The 18,182-nt window shown below is 60.8% G+C and carries 15 protein-coding genes and 1 pseudogene; 11 read left to right on the top strand and 5 right to left on the bottom strand.

Features of this window, described 5'->3' with window-relative positions:
• Positions 1–21: 21 nt before the first annotated feature.
• Together OUZ52_RS07965 and OUZ52_RS23095 are read left to right on the top strand one after the other, a co-directional pair.
• Complete coding sequence (locus OUZ52_RS07965; protein ID WP_266157853.1) at positions 22–720, top strand: carbonic anhydrase; 699 nt, start codon at positions 22–24, stop codon at positions 718–720.
• Positions 717–1,572: pseudogene (locus OUZ52_RS23095) on the top strand (bestrophin family protein). Before OUZ52_RS07965 ends, OUZ52_RS23095 begins: the two are co-directional and overlap by 4 nt.
• 90 nt (positions 1,573–1,662) lie before the next feature.
• Here the strand turns inward: OUZ52_RS23095 and OUZ52_RS07955 are convergent.
• Positions 1,663–2,190 carry a hypothetical protein gene (locus OUZ52_RS07955; RefSeq protein WP_266157851.1) on the bottom strand — a complete coding sequence of 176 codons (528 nt, stop codon included), beginning with the start codon at positions 2,188–2,190 and terminating at the stop codon, positions 1,663–1,665.
• A 249-nt stretch (positions 2,191–2,439) separates the two neighbouring features.
• Between OUZ52_RS07955 and OUZ52_RS07950 the strand changes: the two genes are divergently transcribed.
• The 3 genes from OUZ52_RS07950 (at position 2,440) to OUZ52_RS07940 (ending at position 5,773) form a co-directional block, all read left to right on the top strand.
• Positions 2,440–3,294 (top strand): hypothetical protein, encoded by an 855-nt coding sequence (locus OUZ52_RS07950; protein ID WP_266157850.1) that lies wholly within the window; start codon positions 2,440–2,442, stop codon positions 3,292–3,294.
• Positions 3,295–3,711: 417 nt separating this feature from the next.
• Positions 3,712–5,181, top strand: a complete 1,470-nt coding sequence (locus OUZ52_RS07945; protein WP_266157849.1) for an amidase — start codon at positions 3,712–3,714, stop codon at positions 5,179–5,181.
• Positions 5,165–5,773 (top strand): TetR/AcrR family transcriptional regulator, encoded by a 609-nt coding sequence (locus OUZ52_RS07940; RefSeq protein ID WP_266157848.1) that lies wholly within the window; start codon positions 5,165–5,167, stop codon positions 5,771–5,773. The genes OUZ52_RS07945 and OUZ52_RS07940 overlap by 17 nt, the downstream gene beginning before the upstream one ends.
• A 23-nt stretch (positions 5,774–5,796) precedes the next feature.
• Here the strand turns inward: OUZ52_RS07940 and OUZ52_RS07935 are convergent, their stop codons facing one another.
• Positions 5,797–7,173: an FUSC family protein gene (locus OUZ52_RS07935; RefSeq protein ID WP_266157847.1), complete on the bottom strand. Its 1,377-nt coding sequence runs from the start codon at positions 7,171–7,173 to the stop codon at positions 5,797–5,799.
• 582 nt (positions 7,174–7,755) lie between these two features.
• Between OUZ52_RS07935 and kdpF the strand changes: the two genes are divergently transcribed.
• From kdpF to OUZ52_RS07910, 6 genes are all read left to right on the top strand, one after another.
• The gene (gene kdpF, locus OUZ52_RS23000; protein WP_425493819.1) at positions 7,756–7,836 is read left to right on the top strand and encodes a K(+)-transporting ATPase subunit F; all 81 of its coding nucleotides are present in this window, start codon (positions 7,756–7,758) and stop codon (positions 7,834–7,836) included.
• Positions 7,837–7,966: 130 nt separating this feature from the next.
• Entirely contained in the window at positions 7,967–9,670 is a 1,704-nt protein-coding gene (kdpA, locus tag OUZ52_RS07930) for a potassium-transporting ATPase subunit KdpA (protein WP_266157846.1), read from the top strand.
• A gap of 10 nt (positions 9,671–9,680) precedes the next feature.
• On the top strand, positions 9,681–10,352 hold the full coding sequence (gene kdpC / locus OUZ52_RS07925) for a potassium-transporting ATPase subunit KdpC (RefSeq protein ID WP_266157845.1): 672 nt from the start codon (positions 9,681–9,683) through the stop codon (positions 10,350–10,352).
• A 62-nt stretch (positions 10,353–10,414) separates the two neighbouring features.
• A complete protein-coding gene (gene kdpB / locus OUZ52_RS07920; RefSeq protein ID WP_266157862.1) occupies positions 10,415–12,451 on the top strand; it encodes a potassium-transporting ATPase subunit KdpB in 2,037 nt (678 codons plus the stop codon).
• 80 nt (positions 12,452–12,531) lie between these two features.
• On the top strand, positions 12,532–15,189 hold the full coding sequence (locus OUZ52_RS07915) for a sensor histidine kinase (RefSeq protein WP_266157844.1): 2,658 nt from the start codon (positions 12,532–12,534) through the stop codon (positions 15,187–15,189).
• Positions 15,186–15,893 (top strand): response regulator, encoded by a 708-nt coding sequence (locus OUZ52_RS07910; RefSeq protein WP_266157843.1) that lies wholly within the window; start codon positions 15,186–15,188, stop codon positions 15,891–15,893. The genes OUZ52_RS07915 and OUZ52_RS07910 overlap by 4 nt, the downstream gene beginning before the upstream one ends.
• Before the next feature lie 65 nt (positions 15,894–15,958).
• Here the strand turns inward: OUZ52_RS07910 and OUZ52_RS07905 are convergent, their stop codons facing one another.
• The 3 genes from OUZ52_RS07905 to OUZ52_RS07895 form a co-directional block, all read right to left on the bottom strand.
• The gene (locus tag OUZ52_RS07905) at positions 15,959–16,738 is read right to left on the bottom strand and encodes a TorF family putative porin (RefSeq protein ID WP_266157842.1); all 780 of its coding nucleotides are present in this window, start codon (positions 16,736–16,738) and stop codon (positions 15,959–15,961) included.
• A 124-nt stretch (positions 16,739–16,862) separates the two neighbouring features.
• The gene (locus OUZ52_RS07900) at positions 16,863–17,546 is read right to left on the bottom strand and encodes a DUF4336 domain-containing protein (protein WP_266157841.1); all 684 of its coding nucleotides are present in this window, start codon (positions 17,544–17,546) and stop codon (positions 16,863–16,865) included.
• Between the two features lie 141 nt (positions 17,547–17,687).
• Positions 17,688–18,101, bottom strand: coding sequence for a hypothetical protein (locus OUZ52_RS07895; RefSeq protein WP_266157840.1), 414 nt, complete (start codon positions 18,099–18,101; stop codon positions 17,688–17,690).
• Positions 18,102–18,182: the final 81 nt, after the last annotated feature.

The following is an 18,182-nucleotide window of genomic DNA, read 5'->3' as shown; positions in this document are numbered from 1 at the left end:
TCCCTCTTGCTGGATCTGGCCATGTCGAACGATGCGCCCTCGAATAATCATGACGCTGTGAACGCAGCCATCGGCTTATTGCAGCTATTGCAAGGCGTCGATGAATTCAGCCACAAGGTGTTCCCCGAAAGCGCGGCGCTGTTCAAGGGGCTGGCGCAGAGTCAGTCGCCGCATACGTTGTTCATTGCCTGCGCCGACTCGCGCGTCGTGCCGGAAATGATCACCCAGACTCAGCCGGGAGAGCTGTTCGTCTGCCGCAACATCGGCAATATCGTGCCTGCCTATGGTGAGATGCTCGGTGGCGTATCGGCGGTGATCGAGTACGCGGTGATGGTGCTGGGTGTGCGGCAAATCGTCATCTGCGGGCATAGCGATTGCGGTGCCATGAAGGGCCTGCTGAACCCGCTCAGCACCAGTGGCATGCCCACGGTGGAGGCCTGGCTGCGCAACGCGGAAGCTGCCCGCAGCACGGTGTTTGCGCGCAAGCTGGAGGGGCCGCAGGCGCTGCAAGCCTTGATCGAAGAGAACGTACGCTTGCAGCTGATGCATCTGCGTACCCACCCCGCCGTGGCCGCTGGTATCGCCGAGGGGCGGGTGGCCTTGCAGGGCTGGATCTATGACATCGAGCACGGCCAGGTGTCGGTGTTCGATGAAGGCAGCGGCAGCTTGCAATCGCTGCCCGAGGCGATCGCCCGCCTGCAGGGTGAGGCGGTGCCATGATCCTGCCGGGGCGAGCGCATCTTGGCCACATCTTGCACTACGTGGGCAAACCGTTGGCCTGGCTATTCGCCTGGGATGTGGCGATAACCGCCGCCTATTTGATCTTTGCTCATTACTGGGTCGAGCTTCCTGCGTTGCCGCTGACCTTGCTCGGCTCCGCCGTGGCGGTCTACCTCTCGTTTCGCAATACCACCGCGTATGCGCGTTGGTGGGAGGCACGTACCTTGTGGGGCGCGACGGTCAATTACTCGCGTAGTTTTGCCCGCGAAGTAAAGACGCTGCTGCCGCTCGGTAGCGAGGCTTTGCGCACCGAGCTGATACTGCGTCACGTCGCCTACGTTCACGCCTTGCGCCTGCACCTGCGCCGTCAGGCGCCATGGGATGAGTTGCAGCCCCGATTGCCTGCGGACGAGTGGGAGCGCGTTCATCACGTGGCCAATGTGCCCAACGCCATCCTCGACCGCACCGGCCAGATACTTGCGGAGCAAGCCGGTCTGGACAGCATGCGAGCTTTCGAATGCGCAGGGTGGCATGGAGCGCATCAAGAACACGCCGCTGCCGCAGCAGTACGCAACCTACCCTACCCTGTTCACTCACGCCTTCTGCATTTTGCTGCCCCTGGGCATGGTGGAGTCGTTGCAGCTCTACACCCCCCTGGGCTCCACCGCAGTCGGCTTTCTGTTTCTCGCCCTACTGCAGATCGGCAACGACATGCAAAACCCTTTCGAGAACACAGAAAACGATGTGCCGTTGACCACGATCACCCGCAACATCGAAATCGATTTGCGCGACGGCCTGGGCGAGGCCCATGGCCTGAAGCCCGCACCGGTGGAAGATGGGGTGCTTTGGTAGAAAGGGGTCTTGCCGCTGCCGTCGGCAGGGCCGCGTGAGGATGCTCAGGCGAAAAGGCTTGATGGTCTTCATCGGGGCCGCGCATCCGCTTCAGCGCATCGGCTGGTCGATGGCGATCTCGTGCGAGAGCGGGTCGAAGCGCAGCTTCACGGAGCGCCCCGGTGCGAAGTCGGCGAGCTTTACCGGGCTGATCGGGGCGACCAGTTCAGCCTCGTAGGTAGCTAATCCGTCCTCAGGCTGTACCTGGAACTTGAGCCGTACGAGGATATAGATGCGCGCGACCCGCATGCCTGTGTCATAGCTCTCGAGCACCGTCGCTACGGCCGGCTGGCCCGTACGAAGCACTCGCTCGGCGAGATCCGTACCCATCACGCGGTGGTTGACCACACTCTGCATATGCATCACGCGGGCGGCAAAGCGCATGCCCAGCGCGATCATCACGTACGTCACCAGCAGGATGACAGCCAAGGGGACAATCAGATACCAGTACTTGGTGAACCACGCAACGAAAAGATTCGACCCAGCAACAGGAGCTGTCGTCTGACTCAGGCATTCGTCCGTGGCTGCCATCAATAAAAAAGCGATCCATACCATCTTTCCTACGCTTGCCTTGCTCATTGCCCTCTCCATGGTCCTTGGGTCTTGCTTGACGGAGTGTAGATGCGAGGCAGGTGGTGGGGAAGGATGAGCCCATCTATTTCATGTTACATGAGCGTTTTTGTGATGAGGCATTCATGAGACTGCATATTGGATTGTCAGGGCCAGGCGCATGCGAGTGGCGCGCAACATGAAAGGCTGCCATTGTTCGAGCCTGCATTTTCCTTGGGGATGAATTCTTGTGGCTGCAACTCATAAGCTCGTCAAGCGATGAATATAAAAACCAGAAAATTATCAAAGAGGCTTTGGTGTCTGCTGATTATTGTTTTGATGATCGTGTTATGGCTTGCCTATCAAAAAATGAATCAGGTTGTTCTTATCGATAGCCCTGGGCTCAAGGTGATCAAGAGCGAGCACGAAAGAATAAGTCTGTTTGATCCGAATGGCTCGGTAAGCACTTATGAGGTTGTCGATGTTTATGTTCATGGCAGAAAACTGCAGGAAAACGACTACAGCGAAATGATTTATGGCAGGGCCGCCAATGAATCATCGGCCTATTCCCAGTACACGGTCAGGGGCGTTGTCGTGCTGGACGAAAAAATGTTCCTGCTGCGAACGTGCTACGACACAGCCATGGAGAGCGATTGCCGGATAACCCGTTTCTATCAGAAGAATGGCAAGCTTCAGCTTGAGCCGATGGACGTCGGCAAGAATGGCGGTGATTTAGGCTTTTATGATGCTGGGACAGAAGATTGGGTCAGGCTGTACAACGATAAGGGCGACATGCTGCTGGTACGCAAGAAGCCTTATGAAGTACATAATATCGGCCATGCCGTCTATCTTTTGCTGATTAAAAATGATGTCGCGATAGTGTTCGATCGAGACGATAAAGCGATGGTCATCAGCGCTATCGATATTTCTACTGGAAAGAAACTAGCGGACTACCACATCGATATCATCCGGTACGAGAGTCCCTATATTAACGGGATTGACATCTCAGACGAGGCGACGCAGTGGTTTACGACGAACTTCGAGTTCAAGTCGGCGCCGGTGCCAAGTATCGAATTGCGACCAGGCCGTGCGTTGCAACTTAAAGCAGCGCCAGCAGAGTCTTCATCATCGTAGGAGATTATTCTCCGCAAGAGTCAGCTGCTGCAGAGATCAGCGCGCGCCCAAGCTGATGATGTTTGTGCGTCTCGCCGGATCGATAGCGTCCATCGATATCAGGACTTCGTATCGAAAGGCCAATGGCCGTCTAATCGACTTGAAGCTCGTGGTGTCGTGCCAGGTCATGGGATTCTCCATCCGATACGCATTCTCCATCTCACCTACCGCAACGAGAGCGAGCGTCTTGTTCGCGAATGACGTGCGGGCGAATGCCTGAGTCCAGGATTCGGCGCTTGAACAGGCTGCAGTACCTGCGTTTGCCTGCGATTGTCAGTGAGGCTGATCAAGCGCATGCATGGCTTCGCCATGGGGGTTTGCAGCGCCTGTCTTTTTTGTCTAATATAGTGAATATTAAATTCATTATTTGATCCTAAGATGAAAAAGACTTCTGAAACAGATGCTTATGATAGGTCGGCATGGATCGAGGATGAGTTCAGCGGCCTGGATGCCGTGGCGCAGGCCGAATGGGCACGCGCCGGTCGTGTCTCGTCAACTGAGCTGGTGGACGCGGCCATCAAGCGGATCGAGCGAGTCGGTCCGTTGGTCAATGCGCTGGCCTCGGTTGATTTCGAACGGGCGCGCGAGCGGGCATGTCGTGTGGCGTCGACGGGTCTGCTTGCTGGCGTGCCGACGCTGTTGAAAGACCTGCTGGCGTATCCGGGCTTGCCGTTCGAATGCGGCTCGCGGGCATTCGTCGGCCAGCGCGCCCAGGCAGGCAGTGACTACACCGATGCGCTGGATGAGGCCGGCCTGATCGTGCTGGGCAAAAGCACCTCGTCCGAGCTTGGCCTGCTGGGTACGACCGAAACCCTGGCCTGTGGAGCGACGCGTAATCCCTGGGATCTGACCCGCTCGGCGGGTGGCTCATCCGGTGGCGCGGTGGCGGCAGTCGCCTCAGGTCTGGTCGCGGTGGCACATGCATCCGATGGCGGTGGCTCGATTCGCGGCCCGGCTTCTTTGTGTGGCTTGTTCGGATTCAAACCCGGTCGCGGCCGACACCGCTCGACCGGGCCCATGGCGGATAGTCCTTTCGGTCGCCTAGTCAGCGATCACTGCGTTTCTCGTACGGTGCGCGATAGCGCAGCCTGGCTGGCGGTGACCGAGCTGCGCGACGGCGAAGCCAGGCCGGTGGGTTATGTCGCCGAGCCACTACGCCGGCGCCTGCGCATTGGCTGGTATCGCGCCAACGGATTCGGCCACGAGCCCGAACCCGATGTTGCCGCTGCGCTGGAGCGCACGGTGCAGCTGTGTGCGTCATTGGGCCATGAGCTGATCGAGTGCGGTGGCCCGCCCTATCAAGCGGCGGCGACGAGTGCAGCATTCTTCGATCTTGCCGGCACTATGACGGCAGGCCTGTTCGGCCAGTTGCAGCAAGCTTTCGGTGCTGGGTTCGATCAGCAGCGGTTCGAACCCTTTACGCGTGAGCTTGTGCAGCGAGCCGGGGCCGATCCGATAGCCGGGATGGGGGTGGCCATGGCCGAGCTATCTGCGGCGCAGATGGCGGCAAACCAGGGCATGCAGGCCTATGACGTTTTGCTGTGCCCGACGGTGCCGTTTACTGCGTTTCCGCTGGGGCACATTGGGCCGACCAAGCCGGCCGCCGAGGTCATTGCCTTCACTGAGCGGCTAGCCGGCTACACCGCCATCGCCTCGATCGCCGGCTGGTGTGCCATGTCGGTGCCGCTGCACGAATCATTCGCTGGTTTGCCCATCGGCATGCACTTCGCAGCGAAGCCCGGGCACGAAGCCATCTTGCTTGGCTTGGCCTATCAGCTGGAAGAAGCGGCACCATGGCGACAACGTACACCAGGGCGGCTAAAGGGCACCGATGGCACAGCGGCTTAAAGAGAGCGTTCGTCAAAGCATTCTGCTTGCGGCGGCGGAGGCCTTCGCGCGCAACGGCTATCGCGGCACGCGCCTGCAAGATGTCGCTGGTGCTGCGGATATCGCCACCGGCAATCTGTATCGTTATTACGCCGACAAAGATGCGCTGTTCAACGCGATTGTTTCGCGCTCGCTGGCGGCGCAGCTGCTATGCCGGCTACGCGCACGCGTGCGTGAACTGGGTGCGGTCAGTGACTGGGGCACGATGACGGCCGGCCGCTCTGGCACGGCGGATGCGCTGCTGGATTTCTTCATCGAGCACCGTATTCCCACACTGATTCTTCTGTCCGGTGCTGAAGCATCGCCGCTGGCGCATGTGCGTCCGCTGGTGGTGCGCGAACTGACCCGGCTGGCCAGTGCGTATCTGCACAAGCATCACGCCCAGCCGGACGAGGTGGTTCCGCATACCGTGCTGGTGCAGATCTTCGTCGGCACCGCCGACATGATCGTTTCCATCCTGCAAGAAGCCAACGATGGCGACTCGGTACGCCAGGCGTTCGCGGCCTACTGGCGGTATCAGCTGGCGGGGTTGCAGGCGCTGCTGCACGTCTGAATAGTCGGCGGCAGCCTGTTTGCTTATCCCGTATGAACCGCTTCGCTCGAAGAGCGAATGGGTTGCTTGTCGTATGGTTGTCCATGCAGCACACGATGTAGACCTTGCAGTGCGGGCAAGATTTCCTCGGGCTCGCGTATCGATTGGCGAGCGGCCCCGACCGCGCGGCGTATACCGCCAGGCGTCTCACCTCTATCGATCAAAGCCGTAGCAGAATGCTTGCAGGCGATCAGTGTATCCACCCAGTCCGCAGGGTGACTGACCCGAAAGCGGCGCGTGACGAAACGGCTTGCATGAAATGCCGGGCGCAGTTGCTCTACATCGTCGAGGGCGGCCACAAAATGCTGGGAGGACCGCCCGGGATTGGCGGGGTCGAGCGCTTCAGAGAGGGTTGCCAATGCATCTGCCAAACGCCGTCGCAGTACGGCGCTGGAACGTACAGGGAGTACGAACCAGGCGCAGACAATGCCGATGAGCGCGCCAATGACGATTTCTTCCAGGCGTGGCCACAGCAAGTTCAGGTTTGGCGAGCCAGCAAGGCCTTGCAACAGTGCAAGTGCGATGGTGACGAACAATGCCCACCACGCGTAGCTCAGCGGACGCAGCCATAGACCGAGAAAAAGCACCACGAGAATCAGAGCGGCAGTACCTTCCCGGTGAGATCCCAGATGCATGCCGATGGACAAGGCGACAAGCGTTCCGGCCGCCGCACCCAATACGCGCAGCAAGCTTTTGTAGACGACGTCCAATCGGCCGCGATTGCCGCTGTTGACGATAAAAGCCGTGAGTACGACCCACGACCAGCGCTCGGGGAAAAACACATAGCCGATCACAAACGACAGCGCGAGCGCCATCGCCATCTGGATGGCCATGCGGGTAGAAGCAACCGGTCGTAGCGAACTGGCAGGTGCAGGTACAGGCAATGGCCGCTCCATCGTCTTTGCCGGGGGCAGCAAGCACATGCGGCGACCCAGTGCGTGCAATACGCCCACCCATAACAGGGCCAGTAACGCGACCAGCACAGGCATCAAGAACGCCGGAATCGGCGTGACTCGGGTGGTTGGGATATACGGCGTGCTGAGTAACGCGACGAATGGCAGCGCGATAAGCGAACCAGCACGACCGGCCATGGGGCCGAACCGACGCAACCAGATCGAAACGAACATGCCTGCGGTAAAAACCGCGGCGCCGATCCATGGGGTGAATCGCAATAGCAGGCCGACACCCACGGCAATAAGACCGACCGCGGGAAGCACCAGCGCCGCCTCGATCCTGCCGCGGCGACTACGATCCAATTGACTGCGCGAAAGCGAAATGCACAGCACCACCGCCAACACCGCCGGACCCGGCTCCGGATCAATCGCCAGCGCACATAGCATGGTGGCAATGGCTGCAAGCATGGTGACTACGGCCTCCTGCAATGCACGAAGCAGGAGGCCGGTTTCGGCTGTGGTATTCGATGTATGTCGTGCCCAGGCGATCAAGCGCATGGATAGTCGCTGTTGAGGTTCATGATTCCGGATCGTCGGGTGCCATTCGGCAGACGATATCGTTTGCCAGATGTTGTCGCCAGATACTGCCGCAATTCCATGGCATCGAGATGGCAGTCGTACGCATCGACCCAGCGGTCCCCCAGCGATGATCACCTACCGTGGGCATCACTGATGCTGAAAGATCGGCAGCCATAGCGGCGGCAAGGGGGCCGCCGGCTAGTTGAAGATTGTTTGCGCCGGCTCCGGGAGCCGCAGGCACTTAACCCGTCGCAAGTGGCGCGAACCACGCCATCTTGATGCGATCTTGATACCGCCCGCCGTAATTTCAGCGCCATCTTGAAGGGCGCGACCCTAGCATGGCAGGCCTTCTTAACTCGTAGGCCAGATCATGCGCGCTACCGATTCATCGTTTCCGCTGGCGGCTTGCACCGCGGCATCGCTGTCCGCAAATGTGGCTGAGCGACTCCCGCTTTGCATCTGGACCATGGCATGAGCTGGCTGGGGGTGCTTTGCTTGGCGGCCCTGCTTGGCTACTTGCTCTACGCCTTGATTAAGCCAGAGCGCTTCTAGTCCGTGCCGATGCCATCCAGATCAGGGAATCCCCATGTACGACCTCGTATTTATTGCGACGACGCTGTGCTTCTTCGCGACCACGGCGCTGTTCATCGTTGTCATGGACAGGATGTAAGGAAGCCATTGCATGTCATTTGATTACGCACAATTCGCCATCGTCGTGACGGCGATGTTGTTGATGGTAGGCGTTGCCGGCACGTGGCTGACACGCGTGCTGAGCAGTTCGCACCACGGCGGGCCAGAGCGGCTTACCTACCGCCTGCTAGGCATAGCGCCGGATGAAGGGATGACGTGGAAACGTTATGGCCTAGCCTTGCTGCTTAGCAATGCCGCAATGATGCTGCTTGGCTATCTGTTGTTGCGGATCCAGGATCTGCTGCCGTTTGACTCGTTGCAGCGTCCCGCGCAGAGCGCCGACCTGGCGTTCAACACGGCGGCCTCATTCGTCACCAATACCAACTGGCAGTCGTACTCGGGCGAGTCGAGTCTTTCGAACTTCTCGCAGATGGCGGTCATCACTTTTCTGATGACGGCGAGCGCGGCGGCGGGTATCGCTGGCTGTGCGGCCTTTATTCGTGGGCTGAGCCGCAAGTGCACGAATGATCTGGGCAATTATTGGGTCGATTTCACGCGCACGATTTATCGCGTGCTGCTGCCAGCATGCCTGGTGCTGGCGCTGGTCTATGTATGGCAGGGCATGCCGCAGACGTTGACTAGCTCGGTCACCGCGACAACGCTGGAAGGGGCGAAGCAGCAGATTTTGATTGGGCCGGTCGCCAGCCTGGAGGCGATTAAGCACATCGGCACCAATGGCGGCGGCTTCTTCGGCATGAATGCGGCGCACCCGTTCGAGAACCCCACGCCACTGACCAATATGCTGCATATGTTGGCGATGTTTCTGATTCCTTCGGCGCTGACCTTTACGTTTGGCAGCATGCTGATGCGGCGCCGTCAGGGCTGGGCTTTTCTGGCCGCATTCCTGGTGATGTTTGTCGGTTTCTTGGCGGTGGTTTATCACGCGGAACAGCAGGGCAACCCGTTACTGGCGCAGGCCGGCGCCGATCAGCAGTGGAGCGCGCTGCAATCGGGCGGCAACCTGGAAGGCAAGGAAATGCGCTTTGGCATGGCGCAGACCAGCATGTTTGTGGCGGTGACGACCGCCGCCACCACCGGGTCGGTCAACGCGATGCACGATTCGCTCACGCCCATGGGTGGCCTGGTGCCGCTGGCGCTGATGATGATGAACGATGTTTTCGGCGGCGTCGGCGTGGGTTTCATCAACCTGGTCGGTTACGCCATCCTGACCGTGTTCCTGATTGGCATGATGATCGGGCGCACGCCGGAGTTCCTGGGCAAGAAGATCGATGCGCGCGAGATGAAATTGGTGATGCTTGCCGTACTCGCACATCCATTTTGCATCCTCGGTTTCACTGCGCTGGCGGCAGTATGGCCGGCCACCGTCGCCAGCTTGAACAACAGCGGGCCGCACGGCTTCAGCGAATTGCTCTACGCCTATACGTCGGGTACGGCGAACAACGGTTCGGCGTTTGCGGGGCTTAATGCGAATACGCCGTTCTTCAACATCACCATTGGCCTGGCCATGTTGTTCGGCCGCTATTTCACCTTGCTGCCGATGTTGGCGGTGGCCGGCTCGCTGGCGATGAAAAAGTCGGTACCCGAAGGCCCGGGCACGCTGCCTACGGCAACGCCGCTGTTCACCGGCTTGCTGATCTTCGTGATTCTGGTGGTGGGTGGGCTCACCTTTCTGCCGGCACTCGCACTCGGACCGATCATCGAGCATTTGCTGATGTCGGCCGGCCAATGGTTTTGAGGGCATGGCCATGATCGATAACCATTCGAACGCACTCACCCCGGTTGAAAACACGCGGCAGCTGATTCGCCCGGTGTTGGTTTCGGCGGCGCTGTTCATGCTGCTTACCGGGCTTGCCTATCCACTGGCGACAACCGCTCTGGCGAGGTTGCTTTTCCCCGCGCAGGCGGGCGGCAGCCTGATCGGACACGATGGCGCATGGAGCGGTTCTGCCGTGATCGGCCAGGACTTCAAGCAGCCGCAGTATTTTCATGCGCGTCCCAGTGCGACGACCGGCCCCGACCCGGCTAACCCCAGCCAGAGTGTGGATCAGCCTTACAACGCGGCGCTTAGCGGGGCAAGCAATCTTGGCCCGACCAGCAAAAAGCTGTTCGACCAGGTCAGTGCGCGAGCGATCGCCTACCGCCAGGAGAACGGTCTGGCTGCCACCGCCATGGTGCCGGTAGATGCGGTCACGGCGTCGGCATCGGGGCTGGATCCCGATATCTCGCTTGCCAATGCGCAGCTGCAGGTCGAGCGCGTTGCGCGCGCGCGCGGATGGCCCGCGCAAAGCCTGCAGGCGCGGGTCGATGAGCAGGCCACGCCGAGGCAGCTCGGTGTACTCGGCGAGCCGCGCGTGAATGTGCTCAAGCTCAACCTTGCGCTCGACGCCCTGGCGGCGCCCAGCGCCGCAGTGAAGTAATCAAGAGGCTTGCCCTGATGTCGCAGAACGAAACATTGCTTGCTAGCAACCCCGCCGTAGGGATGTACGGCAGCTCGCCGAGCTGGCTTGCGGTTATCGGCGAAGCATGCAGGAAACTGTCGCCGCGGGCGCAGTGGAAGAACCCGGTGATGTTCGTCGTCTACCTCGGCAGCATCGTCACCACGCTACTGTGGATACGTGCGCTGATGGGCCACGGCGATGCATCCAGCGGGTTCATCTTTGCGATTGCGGTGTGGCTTTGGTTTACGGTTATTTTTGCCAATGCCGCCGAGGCGCTGGCCGAGGGCCGTGGCAAGGCGCAGGCGGCGGCATTGCGCGCATCCCGGCAACGGGTTCACGCCAAGGTGCTGCGTGAGCCGCGCTATGACTCCAGCTGGTATATGGCGAGCAGTGAAGAGATTGTCGCGGGTGTGTGGGTACTGGTCGAGGCGGGTGAGACCATTCCCGCCGATGGCGAGGTGGTGCTGGGCGTGGCCTCGGTCGATGAGTCGGCGATCACCGGCGAGTCGGCGCCGGTGGTACGCGAGTCGGGCGGCGATTTCTGTTCGGTCACCGGCGGCACGCGCGTGTTGTCCGACTGGATCATCGTGCGGATTACCGCGAATCCAGGCGAGACCTTTCTCGATCGCATGATTGCGATGGTCGAAGGTGCCCAGCGCAGTAAGACGCCGAATGAGCTTGCGCTGACGATTTTGCTGGTGGCGCTGACGCTTATCTTTGTCATGGTCTGCGCGACGTTGCTGCCGTTCTCCAGCCTGAGCGTGGCGCTGAATGGCTCGGGTCAGCTGGTCAGCCTCACGGTGCTGATCGCGTTGCTGGTCTGTCTGATCCCGACGACGATCGGTGCGTTGTTGTCCGCCATCGGTATTGCCGGCATGAGCCACATGCTCAAGGCCAATGTGGTGGCGATTTCTGGGCGGGCTATCGAGGCGGCCGGTGACGTGGACGTGCTTCTGCTCGACAAGACCGGCACGATTACGCTGGGTAACCGCGAGGCCTCGGCCTTTCTGCCGGCGGTGGGCGTCGATGAGGCTGTTTTGGCCGAGGCCGCCGAGCTGGCGTCGATGGCCGATGAAACCCCGGAGGGGCGCTCGATCATGGTGCTGGCCAGGCAACGTTTCGGCCTGCGCTCGCGCTCGTTGCCAGCCTGTGAGCCGGTGCCGTTCAGCGCACGTACGCGGATGAGTGGTGTCGATATCGGCGATCGTCCCATACGCAAAGGGGCGGCGTCGGCCATGCGCGAGCATGTGCGATCGCTGGGCGGGGTTTTTCCTGCCGGTGTCGAGCGGGTGGTCGACGAAGTGTCGCGTCGCGGCAGTACGCCGTTGGTGGTCGCCGATGGCTCGCGCATTCTCGGTGTGGTGGAGCTGAAAGACATCATCAAAGGGGGCATCCGCGAGCAGTTCGCCAAGCTGCATCGGATGGGGATCAAGACGGTCATGATTACCGGCGACAACCACCTGACCGCTGCGGCCATTGCCGCCGAAGCGGGGGTGAACGATTTTCTTGCCGAGGCGACCCCGGAGGACAAGCTCAAGCTGATCCGCCACTACCAGGCCGAAGGGCGTTTGGTGGCGATGACCGGCGACGGCACCAACGATGCGCCGGCACTGGCCCAGGCCGACGTCGCGGTGGCGATGAATAGCGGTACGCAGGCGGCGAAGGAGGCGGGCAACATGGTCGACCTCGACAGCAACCCGGCCAAGCTGTTGCAGGTGATCGAGGTGGGCAAGCAGATGATCATGACCCGCGGCGCCCTGACCACGTTCAGCGTCGCGAACGACCTGGCCAAGTATTTCGCGATTATTCCAGCAGCCTTTGTGGCGACGTATCCACCGCTGGCCAAGCTCAATGTGATGGCGTTGCACAGCCCGGGGTCGGCGATCCTGTCCGCGGTGATCTTCAACGCCTTAATCATCGTGGTGTTGGTGCCGTTGGCATTGCGTGGCGTTCGATATCGGGCCGCGTCGGCGGAGCAGCTGCTGTGGCGCAACCTGCTGATTTACGGCGTGGGCGGCCTTATCGCGCCGTTCGTCGGCATCAAGCTTATCGACCTCTTGCTCACCCCTTTCATGTGAGCGGTGCGGCAGGCGCTTCGATCGTGCCGCAAACGGTTCGGGTATCATGGGCGCCCCCTGTGCGGGGTCAGCGGTATCACATGACAAGCGATAGACGGCCCGATCCGGACCAGCTTCTCGAAGCCATCACGGTCGAAACCCAGCGGCAAACGTACGGGCGCTTGAAGATCTTCTTTGGCGCCTGTGCGGGCGTCGGCAAGACCTACGCGATGTTACAGGCCGCGCATCGACAGCAAGCCAGCGGCGTGCGCGTGTGCGTCGGCGAGGTGGAAACCCACGATCGCGCGCCGATTCGCCAGCTGCTCGAGGGCCTGGCGCAACTGCCTTTGCGCCGGGTGTCTTATCAGGTGCAATCGCTGTGGGAGTTCGATCTGGACGCCGCCCTTGCGGCCCAACCCGAGCTGGTACTGATCGATGAGCTAGCGCATAGCAATGCGCCAGGTAGCCGTCACAGCAAGCGTTGGCAGGACGTCGAAGAGCTGTTGCGTGCCGGCATCAGTGTGTACACCACGCTGAATGTGCAGCAGCTGGAAAGCCTCAATGATGTCGTCGGCAGCATCACCGGCATTCGCGTGCGCGAAACCGTGCCGGATCATTGCTTCGATGCGGCGCATGACGTGGTCTTGGTCGACCTGTCGCCGGAGGAGCTGCTGAGTCGGCTCGAGGCCGGCGACATTTATATGGCGGAAGCAGCACAGCACGCCGGCAATCATTTTTTTCGCAAAGGCAATCTCGTCTCGTTGCGCGAGCTGTCGCTGCGGCGGCTTGCCGATCGGGTCAGCGTGGACGTGCGCGCATACCGGGACCATCACGCCATCGACGGTGTGTGGCCGACCCATGAACGGCTACTGGTCTGCGTGCGCGCGGACGCGACCCACGAAAAACTCATACGCGAAGGTGCGAGGCTGGCGCAGCGCTTGCAGGCAGACTGGGTCGTCGTGCATGTGGACGAATCGCGACGCAGCCGTCATGCATCCGAACGCGAGGCGCTGTTGCGGCTGGCCAAACTGGCCGAGAGTCTGGGCGCCGAATTCGTCAGCATGCCGGGGGAGCAGGTTGCCCATGCTTTGCTCGACTGCATACGCACCCGTCATGCCACCCGGCTGGTGCTCGGTCATCGTCGGCGCCGCTGGCATGTGCCGTGGCGAAAGTCACTGGCGCGTGCCATCGCCGACGCCAGCCCCGAGGTGGGGTTGATCTTGTTGCAGCCCAGCCCTGCCACGGCTGCGGCAAGAAAGCCGCGATCGAAGCCGGCGGTGAAGGCTCGTGCGCTGGCCCTCGCGCTGCTTGCCTGCGGGGTGACGACGGTGGTGGCGTCATGGCTGCTGCGGGTGTTCGACCTGTCCAATGTCGTCATGTTGTTCTTGATGACCGTGGTGCTGGTGGCGCTGCGCTGGGGCAAGGCGGCTGGAGCGCTGGCGGCACTGGTCAGTGTGGCGAGCTTCGATTTTTTCTTCGTACCGCCGATCTGGTCTTTCCACGTTTCCGATACGCAGTACCTGTTTACCTTTTTCCTGATGCTGGTGGTGGCCTTGGTCACCGGGCAGCTGGCGGCACGGCTACGCTCCGAGGCGACGTCTGCCACGGCGGGCGAACGTCGCGCCACCGCGCTGGCACGGGTAGCGCGCGACCTGTCGGCGGCGATGACGATCGAACAGATCGTGGCTGTCTGCACGGATACCATCGCACCGATATTCGCATCACGCGGCGCCCTGATGCTGCCGAATCTCAGCGAACAGATAGCGGGCGATGGCGGCTTCGATGCCGGTGTGGCGCAATGGGTGTACGAGCATGTGCAGCCGGCCGGTCGCGATACATCGACCTTGGCGGGGGCGGATGCACAATACCTTCCGCTCAGGGCACCACTGCGAACACGCGGCGTGCTGGCGCTGCGTCCAGACGGTGTAGCGTTGGCGGCTGAACCCGACGATCGCCGCTTGCTCGACGCCTGCTGCGCCCTGATCGCCATGGCGCTGGAACGTATCCACTTTGTCGATATCGCACGGGACACGCTAGTGCGGATGGAGGGCGAGCGCTTGCGGCATGCGCTACTGGCCGCCATCTCGCATGACTTGAAAACCCCGCTTACCGCCATTCGAGGCCTCGCCGAAACCCTGGAAACGTCTGAAGATCTGTCACGCAAGGAGCGCGATGTGTTGACGCGGGCGATTCATAACCAGGCGGATGGCTTACATCGGCTGGTGGTCAATCTGCTGGACCTGGCGCGGATGCAGAGCAATGGCGTGCGGTTGAACAAGGAGTGGCAGGCGATCAGCGAAATCGTCGGCAGCGCCTTGGCCAACGTGGACGCCACCTTGGGCGAGCGGTGCGTGCACACCGATCTGCCGGCTGATCTGCCGCTGGTCGAACTCGATGCCAACTTGTTCGAGCGCGTGCTGGTCAACCTGCTGGACAACGCGGCGAAATACACCCCGGCGCAGGCGACGATCTGGATTCGTGCCATGGCGTTCGGTGAAACAATGCATCTGTGCATTGACGACGATGGCCCTGGCTTGCCGTCCGATAGCCCGCCAGAGGCGCTGTTCGAGCCCTTTACCCGCGGCGTAAAGGAGTCTTCGATCACCGGCGTAGGGCTTGGCCTGGCGCTGTGCCGAAGCATTGTGTCCGCGCATGGCGGAATGATCGAGGCAGTGCAGCTTGCGCCGCGGGGCGCGCGCTTTGAAATCCGTTTGCCGATGGGCAAGCAACCTGAAGTCGAATGCGAGATGTTGTCGTGAGTAAACCAAGAATCCTGGTCGTCGAAGACGAAGCCGATATCCGCCATTTCATCCGCTTGTCGCTCGAGCGAGAGGGCATGGCGGTATTCGAGGCCGGCAATGCCATGCAGGCACGCATTGATGCGGCCAGTCGCCAGCCGCAGTTGGTCATCGTGGATCTTGGCCTGCCCGATGGCGATGGAAAAACGTTTATCCGCGAATTGCGCGGCTGGTCCAGCGCACCGGTACTCGTCTTGTCGGCGCGCGAGCATGAGCAGGAGAAGGTCGACGCCCTCGACGCCGGTGCCGACGATTACCTGGTAAAGCCGTTCGGCGTGCCAGAACTTATTGCGCGTGTTCGCGCGCAGCTGCGCCGCGCCAGCATCGTGGCGGGTGATGGCGCGGCGCCGTCGGTGATCCAATTTGGCCAGGTGCGGGTAGATCTGGCGACCTATGAAGTCAGTCGAGCCGAGCAGTCGGTGCATCTCACTCCGATCGAGTTCAGGCTGCTGGCGGCGTTGATCCGTGGTCATGGCAAAGTGATCACGTATCGTCAATTGCTGCTTGAGGTATGGGGCCCCGGCTATGCCGATCGCCCTCACTATGTGCGCGTATACATGACCAATTTGCGCCAGAAGCTGGAAGACGATCCGGCCCGCCCGCAACACCTGATTACCGAGCTGCAGGTCGGCTACCGGCTGGCCGGCATGGGCAGGGGGAGCTGAGCTCTCGCCAGCGCTCCTGCGCAAAACGCGCCGCCTCATTCGGCGGCGGCGTTAAGGCGATAGCCCTAGAACGTTGCCTTGATCGATGCGACCACGCGCGACTGATAGATGTCGCCGGACGCGTGTTTGTTGGTATCCCAGTAGCGAAGATCCAGCGCCGTGTGATCGTTGATCGAATAGGTGATGCCCGCATTCCAGGTGTTGTAGTTGAAGTCTTCGAGCGTGCCGCGTGCGGACAGCACGGCGTCCGATTCGGTCTGGCGGCCTAGATTGGCCGAGGCGTTCCACGCCGAGCTGATCGCAAAGGCGATATTCGCCTCACCATACAAGGCATGTTTCGCCATGCCGGGAAAGTTTGGCGAGTAGGCGAGGCCGCCGCCTAGCGTCCATCGACCGAAGGCGTGGGTGCCCCGCAGATAGACTTCCGCATACGATTCGCGCGTATCCCGGGGCTGGTTTTTGTAGCCGTAGTAGATGTAGCCCAGATCCAGATTGACGCCTGCGACGGTGGGCCGCCAGCCGCCGTACAAGTCGTATTCCTGGGTGGTGCGCGTGTCGCCTGAGGGGCTGAAGTCTACGTTGGACGTCCATGCGCCGACGTACCACTGACTCTGGTAAGTGACATCGGCACCGGCGAATCCCGAGGTGTGGCCGTTGGTCTGGCTGATCCCTCGAAAGACATAGTCAGATTGAGCGCCCACGTTAAAGGCGACCTGCCACACCGGCGCCGGTGTCGTACTGACTGTCGCAGCATCCGCGGTGGACGCGGTCGTGCTCTGGGCAAAGGCGTTGCTGCAAACGCCAAGCGGCAGAACAGCCAGTACAAAAAGTGGAGCCATTTTCATTATTTTAATCCGCGTGTTGAATGCGCGTTATCAAGATGGAATAAAGACGCTGGCTTTACCTTGGACCGCTACAGCTGCGCAGGTAAGGCCAGCCGGGCCAAGCTCATTGCTAGAGGGTCAAACTTTAATGACTACCAAAGCAAGTGAACGCCCTTCTTACGGCGGCATGGGCGTCATCTTCAACGATGGCATTGTGCGCGGTGACGACGCGGACGAAAGGATAGTCGAGGATCTTCGCCGCACTTAGGCGCGCGGCCGCGCGATCCCTGACTAGCCATCGAACTGTCCTCGGTACAGCAAGCCGATTTCGGACCCCGGTAAACAACGCAAATGCCTTCGTTGCGAACGGCAAGTCGCCTTGCCAGTATTGACACAGGTCGGTGACGATGAGGGAACGGGACGGTTTGTGAAGCCAGACCGTTTCATTGCCAAACGGAATGCCGTCGAAAAAAGTCTGCTCAAAATCCTCTGCCCACTCCGGCTCGACTGACCGGCTCAGCTCACGCATATTCGTCAAGTCGGGCCGCTTGTCAAGAAGCCCTGGGGCACCGAACAAGATGGCGTCAGGAAAGGCGGCGACACACTCTGGCACGAACAGATGATGCGTTTTGCTGGGCGCCACGATGTATCGCACTTTGCCAAGGGCAGCGAGTTGTGTTCGTACGGCGGCCGATACTGGTACCGGGGAATGCAGCCATAACGATGAGTCCTGAAGTCGAACGACGGTCATGCGCGACGACACGCGCAGGCCACTCGCTACGAAATAATGTTGAAGATGCCAAATATCGGGCGCGATGGCTTTAAGCATGGCTATAGGGCTACTTGTAGGGAGTCAGGGGCGACGACGCGACTGGTCCGCATCATCGAACGAACCGGCTTCGCGCCGGGTGGTGCCGAGCATTGCATTCGCAAACCGTACGTGGGGACTGCAGCTCCGATGCCGCTGCAATCATGGGCTCTTGTACGGCTCGTCGTTTCCAGTACGGATGCTGCCCCACAGTGCAAGCAGCCCTACCGGTAGCAGCAGCGTCCATTGCGGAAGTTCAAGTAGGAGTCCTTCTTCGGGCCGTATCGATGCAATAAGAATGAAGACCCCGCCGAATCCAAGCCAAAGCACTGAAATAAAGAGGACTAGGTAGCGAGATGACGAAGCATGGCGAGGGAACGCCGCAATAAGTAGTGCAACCGATGTCAGGGCCAGCGTGGCCGAGACTAAGTGCCAGACGGCGTACAGGGTAAGTTTGGGAGTTAGGTCAAGCGAAGAAGCCAGCAAGGGAGCGGCAACCGTCACCCCGCCGGCAAGGACGTGGACCATTGCGGTAAAGGCCGCCAGCACAGCGGAAAAAAGCAGTGGCTTGTTCATGGGGGCTCGATATCTAAACCTGGTCTCGGGATAGCCGGTACGTTGGCAAGGGGCGACCGCACCATGGATGCCTGCGTCGCT

The organism is Dyella silvatica, assembly GCF_026283955.1.
Taxonomy (GTDB): Bacteria; Pseudomonadota; Gammaproteobacteria; order Xanthomonadales; family Rhodanobacteraceae; genus Dyella_C; species Dyella_C silvatica.
Note: the sequence above shows the minus strand (reverse complement) of the source record. Positions and strands in the feature narration are given on the sequence as shown.

What these genes read in the sequence shown, in the direction of transcription:
- OUZ52_RS07940 (WP_266157848.1), top strand. Translation starts at nt 5,165, where the DNA reads ATGGCACAGCGGCTTAAAGAGAGCGTTCGTCAAAGCATTCTGCTTGCG.
- OUZ52_RS07935 (WP_266157847.1), bottom strand. Translation starts at nt 7,173, where the DNA reads ATGCTTGCAGCCATTGCCACCATGCTATGTGCGCTGGCGATTGATCCG.
- OUZ52_RS07955 (WP_266157851.1), bottom strand. Translation starts at nt 2,190, where the DNA reads ATGAGCAAGGCAAGCGTAGGAAAGATGGTATGGATCGCTTTTTTATTG.
- kdpC (WP_266157845.1), top strand. Translation starts at nt 9,681, where the DNA reads ATGATCGATAACCATTCGAACGCACTCACCCCGGTTGAAAACACGCGG.
- OUZ52_RS07895 (WP_266157840.1), bottom strand. Translation starts at nt 18,101, where the DNA reads ATGAACAAGCCACTGCTTTTTTCCGCTGTGCTGGCGGCCTTTACCGCA.
- OUZ52_RS07915 (WP_266157844.1), top strand. Translation starts at nt 12,532, where the DNA reads ATGACAAGCGATAGACGGCCCGATCCGGACCAGCTTCTCGAAGCCATC.
- OUZ52_RS07945 (WP_266157849.1), top strand. Translation starts at nt 3,712, where the DNA reads ATGAAAAAGACTTCTGAAACAGATGCTTATGATAGGTCGGCATGGATC.
- OUZ52_RS07905 (WP_266157842.1), bottom strand. Translation starts at nt 16,738, where the DNA reads ATGAAAATGGCTCCACTTTTTGTACTGGCTGTTCTGCCGCTTGGCGTT.
- OUZ52_RS07900 (WP_266157841.1), bottom strand. Translation starts at nt 17,546, where the DNA reads ATGCTTAAAGCCATCGCGCCCGATATTTGGCATCTTCAACATTATTTC.
- OUZ52_RS07950 (WP_266157850.1), top strand. Translation starts at nt 2,440, where the DNA reads ATGAATATAAAAACCAGAAAATTATCAAAGAGGCTTTGGTGTCTGCTG.
- kdpA (WP_266157846.1), top strand. Translation starts at nt 7,967, where the DNA reads ATGTCATTTGATTACGCACAATTCGCCATCGTCGTGACGGCGATGTTG.
- OUZ52_RS07965 (WP_266157853.1), top strand. Translation starts at nt 22, where the DNA reads ATGTCGAACGATGCGCCCTCGAATAATCATGACGCTGTGAACGCAGCC.
- kdpF (WP_425493819.1), top strand. Translation starts at nt 7,756, where the DNA reads ATGAGCTGGCTGGGGGTGCTTTGCTTGGCGGCCCTGCTTGGCTACTTG.
- kdpB (WP_266157862.1), top strand. Translation starts at nt 10,415, where the DNA reads ATGTACGGCAGCTCGCCGAGCTGGCTTGCGGTTATCGGCGAAGCATGC.